Annotated in this window: 11 protein-coding genes and 6 pseudogenes; 15 read left to right on the top strand and 2 right to left on the bottom strand. The window is 39.1% G+C overall.

Annotated elements, in window-relative coordinates; genetic code table 11:
* The first annotated feature begins 274 nt into the window (after positions 1 to 274).
* The 7 genes and pseudogenes from ABUA34_RS13235 (at position 275) to ABUA34_RS13210 (ending at position 4,144) form a co-directional block, all read left to right on the top strand.
* On the top strand, positions 275 to 487 hold the full coding sequence (locus tag ABUA34_RS13235) for a helix-turn-helix domain-containing protein (protein WP_349823464.1): 213 nt from the start codon (positions 275 to 277) through the stop codon (positions 485 to 487).
* A 3-nt stretch (positions 488 to 490) separates the two neighbouring features.
* Complete coding sequence (locus ABUA34_RS13230; RefSeq protein ID WP_349823463.1) at positions 491 to 1,771, top strand: type II toxin-antitoxin system HipA family toxin; 1,281 nt, start codon at positions 491 to 493, stop codon at positions 1,769 to 1,771.
* A gap of 174 nt (positions 1,772 to 1,945) precedes the next feature.
* A pseudogene (locus ABUA34_RS13225) lies at positions 1,946 to 2,251 on the top strand (LacI family DNA-binding transcriptional regulator); the annotation flags it as partial.
* 186 nt (positions 2,252 to 2,437) lie between these two features.
* Positions 2,438 to 2,899 carry a DUF2716 domain-containing protein gene (locus tag ABUA34_RS13220; protein ID WP_349823462.1) on the top strand — a complete coding sequence of 154 codons (462 nt, stop codon included), beginning with the start codon at positions 2,438 to 2,440 and terminating at the stop codon, positions 2,897 to 2,899.
* Positions 2,900 to 2,903: 4 nt separating this feature from the next.
* Positions 2,904 to 3,008: a LysR family transcriptional regulator gene (locus ABUA34_RS14385; protein ID WP_117551406.1), complete on the top strand. Its 105-nt coding sequence runs from the start codon at positions 2,904 to 2,906 to the stop codon at positions 3,006 to 3,008.
* Positions 2,990 to 3,340, top strand: a pseudogene (locus tag ABUA34_RS13215) (LysR family transcriptional regulator substrate-binding protein); the annotation flags it as partial. The gene ABUA34_RS14385 and the pseudogene ABUA34_RS13215, both read left to right, overlap by 19 nt.
* A gap of 204 nt (positions 3,341 to 3,544) precedes the next feature.
* A complete protein-coding gene (locus ABUA34_RS13210; RefSeq protein WP_015534767.1) occupies positions 3,545 to 4,144 on the top strand; it encodes a YczE/YyaS/YitT family protein in 600 nt (199 codons plus the stop codon).
* Here the strand turns inward: ABUA34_RS13210 and ABUA34_RS13205 are convergent.
* The gene (locus tag ABUA34_RS13205) at positions 4,139 to 4,495 is read right to left on the bottom strand and encodes a helix-turn-helix transcriptional regulator (protein ID WP_349823461.1); all 357 of its coding nucleotides are present in this window, start codon (positions 4,493 to 4,495) and stop codon (positions 4,139 to 4,141) included. The two genes, ABUA34_RS13210 and ABUA34_RS13205, sit on opposite strands and share 6 nt — an antisense overlap.
* Positions 4,496 to 4,523: 28 nt before the next feature.
* Between ABUA34_RS13205 and ABUA34_RS13200 the strand changes: the two are divergent.
* From ABUA34_RS13200 to ABUA34_RS13185, 4 genes and pseudogenes are all read left to right on the top strand, one after another.
* Positions 4,524 to 4,916: pseudogene (locus ABUA34_RS13200) on the top strand (sugar O-acetyltransferase); the annotation flags it as partial.
* Positions 4,917 to 5,299: 383 nt separating this feature from the next.
* A complete protein-coding gene (locus ABUA34_RS13195; RefSeq protein ID WP_055224655.1) occupies positions 5,300 to 5,533 on the top strand; it encodes a hypothetical protein in 234 nt (77 codons plus the stop codon).
* 54 nt (positions 5,534 to 5,587) lie between these two features.
* A complete protein-coding gene (locus ABUA34_RS13190; protein ID WP_238051945.1) occupies positions 5,588 to 5,734 on the top strand; it encodes a hypothetical protein in 147 nt (48 codons plus the stop codon).
* Between the two features lie 13 nt (positions 5,735 to 5,747).
* Positions 5,748 to 5,966 (top strand): annotated as a pseudogene (locus tag ABUA34_RS13185) (methylated-DNA--[protein]-cysteine S-methyltransferase); the annotation flags it as partial.
* Here ABUA34_RS13185 and ABUA34_RS13180 read toward each other — a convergent pair.
* Positions 5,933 to 6,718 (bottom strand): alpha/beta fold hydrolase, encoded by a 786-nt coding sequence (locus ABUA34_RS13180; RefSeq protein ID WP_349823460.1) that lies wholly within the window; start codon positions 6,716 to 6,718, stop codon positions 5,933 to 5,935. The pseudogene ABUA34_RS13185 and the gene ABUA34_RS13180 sit on opposite strands and share 34 nt — an antisense overlap.
* Positions 6,719 to 7,220: 502 nt before the next feature.
* Here ABUA34_RS13180 and ABUA34_RS13170 point away from each other — a divergent pair.
* From ABUA34_RS13170 to ABUA34_RS13155, 4 genes and pseudogenes are all read left to right on the top strand, one after another.
* Positions 7,221 to 7,386, top strand: a pseudogene (locus ABUA34_RS13170) (Fur family transcriptional regulator); the annotation flags it as partial.
* A 7-nt stretch (positions 7,387 to 7,393) separates the two neighbouring features.
* Positions 7,394 to 7,936 carry a rubrerythrin gene (gene rbr / locus ABUA34_RS13165; protein ID WP_044998372.1) on the top strand — a complete coding sequence of 181 codons (543 nt, stop codon included), beginning with the start codon at positions 7,394 to 7,396 and terminating at the stop codon, positions 7,934 to 7,936.
* 27 nt (positions 7,937 to 7,963) lie between these two features.
* A complete protein-coding gene (locus tag ABUA34_RS13160) occupies positions 7,964 to 8,908 on the top strand; it encodes an L-lactate dehydrogenase (RefSeq protein WP_021739968.1) in 945 nt (314 codons plus the stop codon).
* Between the two features lie 27 nt (positions 8,909 to 8,935).
* Positions 8,936 to 9,068, top strand: a pseudogene (locus ABUA34_RS13155) (desulfoferrodoxin family protein); the annotation flags it as partial.

Raw genomic sequence — 9,068 nt, 5'->3', positions numbered from 1 at the left:
GTATGATAGGAGTCTCCAAAACTTTTGGTGGGAGTTCGATTCTCTCATCCCCTGTTTGATTGGCGTCAGAAACCTTGATTTTACAAGGCTTCTGGCGTTTTTATTTATATAAGAAAAGTTGACTTAGCCGTACGGCTTATTGTATAATCAGAATTATACAAAATTAGCCGTACGGCTTATTTGCAAAGCGTATATATATAATTTAGCCGTACGACCATATGATGCGTATGAAGTTATGTGTTGATAATTTGATATAGAAAGACGAGGAATATGTATGAAAATAATAGATTCAAAATCTTTGGGTGAGACAATCAGAATAAGAAGAAAAGAACTGAAATATACTCAGGCTTATATAGCAGAATTTACAGGATTTAGTGTAAGTTTTATTTCGGATTTGGAAAGAGGTAAGGCTACAGCAGAAATCGGAAAGGCAATTACAATTATCAATTTACTGGGAATGGATATTCTCGTAGAAAAGAGAGGTTAGAATATGAGAAATTTGGGGGTTTGGATAGAGATTGGTGGCTTGCAGACATATGTAGGTCGTATAATTGGAGAAAAAGAAGAAGATGCTAGATTCTCATATGCAGAAGAGTATTTATCTGGTAACATAGCCAGACCGATATCAATTCATTTGCCATTATCTGAAAATGCATTTTCCGTTGATGATACAAGGAATTTTTTTGAAGGTTTGTTACCTGAAGGATTTACCAGAAGATGTGTGGCTGGGTTATTGCATACAGACGCAAATAATTATCTGTCATTATTAGCCGGGTTAGGTAATGAGTGTCTGGGAGCAATAAAAATTACAGATGAGAATAACGAAGTAGTAAATGCAGATTATCAGAAATTGACAATTGATGAGGTTAGTCAGTTGGCAAGAGAAGGAGCAATGGAGACTGCGGAGTTAGTCACAAAGTCACATTTGTCACTTACAGGAGCATCTGGAAAGGCTGGGTTATATTATGATGAAAATAATAAAGCTTGGTATTTACCCAAAGGGTCAGCGCCAAGTACACATATAGTAAAGCAGAGTCATGTAAGGCTTGACGGAATAGTTACAAATGAGCAGTTGTGTATGATGACGGCAGGAAATATGGGAATAGAGATTCCTGAAAGTTTTATAGTCAATGTCGGGGATGGCAGAGATGAGGAAGTTTTGCTAGCAACTAAAAGATATGATCGTGCAATAAAGGACGGATTAAAAAAAATCAATGGGTTAAGTGTTCCGTACAGGTTACATCAGGAAGATTTCTCTCAAGCGATGGGAATTTCGGCGCATAACAAATATGAGAGTGATAATGCCGGATATTTAAAAATGATGTTTGAGATCATAAGACAGAAATCGTTCAACCCGATAGCAGATCAATTGAAAATGTGGGATATATGTATATTCAATTACCTAATAGGCAATACAGATAATCATATCAAAAATGTTTCATTGCTTTATGATGAAGAGTTGAAAACAGTACGTTTGGCACCGGCATATGACATATTGAGTACTGTGATATATACAAGCAGTACCAGAGATATGGCATTTAGTATTGGGAATGAGTATGATATCGAAAAGATCACCAGAGATTCATTTAGAAGAGAAGCGGCTAATATTGGACTAGGAGAGCAAATGGCCATGAAGCGGTTTGATTATTTGGCAAATGCGTTTCCGTATGCGTTGAATAAGGCATGTGATGAATTACTGGGCAAAGGATTTAACAAGGCGATTGATATTTATGAGAGAATTAGGGACAAGAGGAGAGAGTTTATTTCATAAGAAATACAAGATCAATGACTAATGCTTGGACTATGCAAGAAGGGACAGAACGTTTTAGTAAAATACGACAAAAACATAATAAGGATTTTGTTATGGGTTATGCGTTTAACCTTTGTAAAAATCAGATCTTGATTGTACCATGTAATTACAAATTCAGGTAAAGAGGGTATGGATATGATACATAACAGGGTTAGGATTGTGGATGTCGCAGATGCACTAGGACTTAGTACCGCAACTGTCTCAAAAGTGATTCATGGAAATACAGAAAAGATTTCAGATGAAACAGTAAAACGTGTTCAGCAGGAGCTTGAAAGGACAGGATATATCCCGAATATGGCAGGCATTCTGCTTGCGAGAAACAACTCAAGAATCATCGGAGTGGTGGTGAATGACCATGTGAAGTATGAGGGGAGGGTTTTAGAAGATGGATTCGTGATGGCATCACTGAATGTCTGCTCGCGGCATATGTATTCGAATGGGGAATTATAGGCGTATACACATTGCTCACTACGGAAGAAATATTCAGATTAGCCGTATCGCTGGCGATTTTTAGAAAGCGCAAATGGATGATCAGTTTGTCATAGCGTTATGCTATGATAAATAACAAAGCGGGTGTAGTATTGCTCCGCGGTAAATTCTTATTTTCTGTGCGAAGGAGAATATATATTGAGAGTTATATCTAAAGATGAAGCAATCATTTTATGGGAAAAATTAAATAATGAATTTAAGTTTAAGCCGGGAACAGACATCACTGGCGAATGGATTATAATACCAGGCGATACAAAAAAGTATCATAAAGCGACTCCCTGGAGTGAAGAACAAGAGAAGATAATCAATTCAATTTTGAAGGAATTAGGACTGGAAAAAATGTATACCTTAGACTGGAATCATGATTGTTTTGAATTCTCACCAATGGAAGATATTTCAATGAATTATAACTATTATGATCCTGATAGACAATGTCAAGTGTATTTTCCAACATATTATCCAGATGGAGATTATTATTTTTTCATTGATAGCACATGGGATTGTGGAATCTTCGGTCATCCCTGGCGAAATGAAATTATAGTAATGGGAAAAGAACTGATTAAAAGGTTTGAAAAAAACAAGGAAATACTAGGACTTTAAAGATATGGAATTAAGACTATTACGCTATTTTCTGACAGTAGCAAAGGAACAGAGCTTTACAAAGGCAGCAGAACAATTGCATATTACTCAGCCAAAAAAGAGTTTATAAAAAAGGAAGATCTCATAGGAAAAACATTGATCCTGCCCGAAAGAGGAAATGTTCAAAGTGAACTTGCCAATTGGTTTGGAAAAGACTTTTCGAAACTGCAGATTGCTTTTACGAGTAATCTTGGAACCAATGCCGGAGTCATGGCAGCAAATGGATTGGGGTATCCGATATCAATCGAAGGTGCTGCAAAGTATTGGAGAGATGACATTCTTGTACAACGAAAAATTTTTCCTGAAATTACGACAAGTACTGTGATTGCCTGGAGACGAAACATTCCATATTCCCTGGCGGTCAGTAAGATGATAGAAGAAATAAATGCTTTTCAGGCATAGGAGAGAATTTAATTGACAAGACTCTTGAATTTGTATCCAGGTGGTAGGGGATGAAATACCAGTTATTGACAAAAAGTTATAAATGATATAGTATAGCAACAATTAAAAAGAGCTTGTCTCGGCACGTAAGAAGACTATAGATTTTGCTGTTTCTGAACATAACAGTTTTATCTATAGTCTTTTTATTTGGCAACAGGAGGTTGTATGAGTAAAAGAGAGTGGATAAAGAAGATAACTGTTATAATAATTGGTTCAGTTATTGCCGCATATGGTATAACCCTGGCATTGTATGCCGGATTTGGCGGTGCAACGCTTGCGGTATTATGGCAGGGAATATCCGGTACGTTTCATGTGAGTATTGGAGCAGCGTCGTTTATCGTGGCTGTGATTATGATCTTGTTTGTTCTCATATATGACAGATCGCAGATACATATAGGAACGATACTTTACCAGATCGTTTACAGCTTGTGTGTTGATCTGTTTGCGCAAATGCATGTCTACAGCAAATACATGTGGCTCAATATGTTGATCATGCTCGTCGGAATTGTGCTGTTTGCGGTGGGAACAGGACTGTATGCGGCAGCAGACCTTGGGCGTGGTTCGTACGAGGCTGTGACATTTGCACTTGCAGAGAAGAATCACTGGCAGGTGAAGATAGTCAGGATGATACTTGATGCGGCCATGGTTGTGATAGGTGTGATCCTTGGGGGAAAGTTCGGTGTGTGTACGGTTGTTACTGTGATTGTATCGGGGCCAATAATTCAGTTTACTGTTGGGAGAGCAAAGAGAATCATAAAACTATAAATTCTCTTTCCTATATTCATTCGGCGTAATCCCATAGTGCCTGTGAAACAACTCACAGAAATAGCTCGTACCGGAAAATCCATAGGCGTATGTCACATCAGTCACGGACATAGAAGAGTTTCTAAGCATAGCACATCCCTTTTCAAGGCGATAGTTGTTCAGGTATTGCATGGGTGATACCGACAGGTATCTCTGGAAAAGAGATGTGCATTTTGTTTTGCAGCAGCTTCCGGCGCTGGAGATGTCTTTGAGCAATAGCTTGCCTGGATAATTCTTCTGGATGACTCCAATCATGGCGGTGAGTGACAGGAGGTCATATGAATTTTCTACATTCTTATTCTGAGTATCCATAGTGCAGGCATCTGCTGTTGACAAAGTTGCAAATTATAACTGTACGATCCTTGATGTTGCCAAGGTGAAAATAGGTGACAATTGTTTCATGGCGCCAAATGTAGCGATATACACAGCAGGTCATCCGATATATCCTGATGTGCGAAGTGCTATGTGGGAGTATGGCAAGGAAGTGACCTTTGGGGACAACGTGTGGATAGGCGGCAACACTGTGATCTGCCCTGGCGTGCATATTGGAAGTAACGTTATAATCGGTGCGGGCAGTGTTGTTACAAAGGATATCCCTGATTGGGCAGTTGCAGCGGGAAATCCATGTAAGGTGCTTCGCATGATCACAGAGGATGACAAGAGAAGACTTTTCCGCGATGAGGAGATAGACGATGAAGCCTGGGCTGAGATCTGCCAGAAGCTGGGCTGGTAATGTTACACCACAGGTTCATTGAATTTTTCTGGGTGTCAGTGCATAATGAGAACAACGTGGGCTGATACGATTCAATCCGAGGTTACATTACTTGTGACCTATCCTGTTGCGAAAGATATAGGACGCTGGCAGGCAGCGAAAAACTTTGCTCCAATGCCGAACGTAAGGGTCGGTCTCGTTGTTCGGACAACAGAAAAATCAGTCATTAGAGGGTGGGAGTATTACTGAGGCAATACACCATCCTCTTAAATTTGTGCTGTTCATCATACTTAATATAACTTATGAATTTGTCTGATTGAATTTAAAATAATTAGTGCTAAAATGAAGTTGGTTAGGAAAAACTAACTAGATGAGTATACAGACGAAAGGTGGTTATATTTGTGATGAGCATTTTACTGAGTATAGGTCTTGTTGTTTACATAATATTACTTATAATAAGCTGTAAGAATAAGGGTAATAAGAAGATACAGATTGCAACGCAGTTGGTTCAGGGCGCACTATGGACTCTGCTTGCGGTGGACAACTGGCAGAATGGACACTTGATTACACTGATCGTATATGTGGTGATCATTGTACTTTCATTTGCAGGGGTCGTGCATTTGGTTGTTAAGAAGTAGGAGAGACTTAGATTAATATTGATTTGAGGTTGTGTCAGAGGAGATGATGTGGTTATGTCATATGAAGAGTATAAAAACATGAATGTTCGTATAGAACTGCTAGAAATTCTGGCTGAGGCAGAAGATGATGTGAGAAATGTCAGGGTTGCCCCTGCATCCGAGACATTTGGCGATTTGAGAAAAATGCTTCAAGAGGGGTGAGCTGTTTTAAAAGTCTGCTCAGGCGGTTGGCGGTGCTGTTGGTCACAATCCAATATCAATCGTCATCCCGTGTCACAGAGTAGTCGGTACAAATGGAAGTTTGACCGGTTATGCAGGTGGAATAGACAAGAAGATCAAGCTGTTGGAGATAGAGAAAACAGATATGAAAGATTTATTCAGACCTAAGAAAGGAGCAGATCAGTTTATGCCGCACACCCTGCAGACCTCATGAACCCAGCGGTCGGCGTCAAGCAGCAGTTCTTCGTGCTGCAGATCAAATTCACAGATATCCGGATCGGCGAAACACTTCCTGTAACGCTCAAGATATTTCTCACCCATTTTCTTGGCGTAGAATACGTGGATAGTCGTTCCGGGTACGTTTATGTGTTCTCCAACGCTTGTGTACAGGTCGGTGCAGAACTGATTCTTCATGGACTCCTTGGATATGAATGAAAAGTCTATTCCACTTCCTTTGCCCATGATCTCCATGAATTTCTTCATATATTCAGAACTGTCATTTCCTTCGTTCATTTTCTTCTCAAATACTTTTTTTAGAATACCGCTTTCCTCGCCGGTGATAAAAGGATAGAACATAGGCATCATGATGGCTGTCTCAAGCTTTGCCAGCCACTTTGGCGCCTGATCCATGTCGCTTGAACCTATGATTCCATGATCTATATGTATATTCTGACGCCCGATCAGGAGAGAGACAAATGAACCTCCGAGGGAACAGCCGTACGCTGCAAACAGCTTTCCGTCAAGCTTATCTTTGATGTAGTTCTCAACCTTCAGAACTTCGTCAAGCTCTGAAATAAATGTAGAATTCTCCGTATCGTCAAATCCACTGTAGCTGACAACCAGAGTATGAAAGTGCTCCTGAAGCCCATCAAGAACGTGTCCAAAGTTGGTTTTCCAATAGTAGCAGGTGCCAGGAAAGAGCATGATGCTCGGTTTATTTTTATCCCCGAATTCGTAAATTTTCATAAAAATATTCTCCCGATTGTTTGTTAATGTGCTAAAATCAAGTACGTTAGACATACCTAACTAATACAGATACTAGCACTGGCGAAAGCGACTGTCAATGTAAGTTCTTAATTGTCCCATATCTCCGGAATCAATGCCCTTGTCTTGACTTCAATTAAAACATAACGGTGTTTTTGTATGTTGTAGAACAGCATATCAATAAATTTTTTAGCATCTCCGACAAAAAAGGGTATTCTTTGCTGACAAAAGCAAATTCACGATCTAATTCAAGAAGAATTTTTGGGGAATTATCCATGATTGCATATTTCAATTCTTTTTCATCATACCCTTTTCTGAGATTAAGAAAATGCAAAGAGGAAAGTCAGAGAATGAGAATTATTACTATTTTCTTGACAATAAAATAAAAACAGAATATAATCCTTATTAAGAACTAATCCCAATAATGAGTGGCGACAAGCAGGAGAAATGCCATTCAAAAAAATCTTGATATATTGGTAGAGGAAGGTGCATAAAGTGCAGCGAGATTTTTGATGCGGATATGGATGAAATTACCGAATTTGCTGGAAAAAATTCGTAACATTCATGGAATTGAATTTTTGGATTATGATATTTCATTTAAAGACATTTGCCCGAAATGCAGGGAGAAAAATAGTAAAGAAAACGGAGGTAAAAGAGATGGCAGTAAACAAATATGCAGGAACACAGACAGAGAAGAATTTACAGGAGGCATTTGCAGGAGAGTCTCAGGCGAGAAATAAGTATACCTATTTTGCTTCTGTAGCGAAAAAGGAAGGCTATGAGCAGATGTCTGCATTATTTTTAAAGACCGCAGATAATGAGAAAGAACATGCAAAGATGTGGTTCAAGGAATTAGCAGGAATTGGTGATACAAAGAAAAATCTGGCGGCAGCTGCAGAAGGCGAGAATTATGAGTGGACAGATATGTATGAAGGCTTTGCGAAAACAGCCGAAGAAGAAGGTTTCCCTGAGCTTGCAGCAAAATTCAGAGCAGTAGGAGAAATTGAGAAGCATCATGAGGAGAGATATCGTGCACTTCTTAAGAATATTGAAACTGCACAGGTATTTGAAAAGAGTGAAGTTAAGGTATGGGAATGCCGTAACTGCGGACATATCGTGGTAGGAACAAAGGCTCCTGAGGTATGTCCGGTATGTAATCATCCACAGAGCTATTTTGAAGTACATGAAGAGAATTATTAAGGAGATGAGATTATTACGAAAAAGCAAGTGATTAATTCAAAAAAAGCAGTAATGATAGGCTGTGGTTTTGTCGGTTCTGCGTCAGTCTTTGCTTTAATGCAGAGTGGCTTGTTTACAGAGATTGTCCTTATCGATGCAGATAAGAACAAGGCAGAAGGAGAAGCGATGGATATCAGTCATGGTATTCCATTTGCGAGTCCGATGAAAATATATGCCGGAGATTATGATGATGTGGCTGATGCTGCAATTGTTGTCATATCTGCCGGAGCGGGACAGAAACCGGGAGAGACAAGGCTTGATCTCGTAAATAAAAATGTAGCAATATTTAAGTCAATCATTCCTGAAATAGCAAAGAGAAATTTTGCAGGTATCATGCTTGTAGTTGCGAATCCGGTAGATATCCTGACTCAGGTAGCCATAAAGTTATCAGGACTTCCAGAAAACAGGGTTATTGGATCGGGTACTGTGTTAGATAGTGCCAGATTAAGATATAAGCTTGGTGAGCATTTATCTGTGGACAGCAGGAGTGTTCATGCATTTATAGTAGGTGAGCATGGAGACAGCGAAGTTGTAGCATGGTCATCAGCCAATGTATCTGGTGTTCCATTAAGTGAAATGTGTGAAATGCGTGGACATTACAAGCACAAGGAAAACACGGCAGAAATAGCTACAGCAGTCAAGAACAGTGCTTATGAGATTATAAACAAAAAGCACGCTACATATTATGGAATTGCAATGTCTGTAAAAAGAATCTGCGAAGTGATTATGAGAGATGAAAAATCAATACTTCCTGTATCACACATGATTCATGGAGTATATGATATTGACGGAGTATCGTTAAGTATGCCAGCTATTGTAGGTGCAGATGGTATTGAGTCTGATATACCTATTAATTTAAGTGGCGAGGAAGCGTTAAAGCTTAAGGAATCTGCAGATTCATTGAAAAAGATTATGGAGACAATTGAATTATAAATTTTACACATGGAAGGAGAAAAAGGCATGGAAGTAAAGTATTATATATGTAAGCATTGTGGAAACATTGTTGAAAAGGTAAAGGATAAGGGTGTACCTGTAATTTGTTGCGGAGAACCTATGCAGGAATTAAAAGCCGGAGTGACAGATGCTGCTGTCG

The sequence above is a fragment of the Coprococcus sp. RTP21428st1_C9_RTP21428_210409 genome (assembly GCF_040227395.1).
In the GTDB taxonomy this organism is placed as follows: domain Bacteria; phylum Bacillota; class Clostridia; order Lachnospirales; family Lachnospiraceae; genus Coprococcus; species Coprococcus aceti.
Note: the sequence above shows the minus strand (reverse complement) of the source record. Positions and strands in the feature narration are given on the sequence as shown.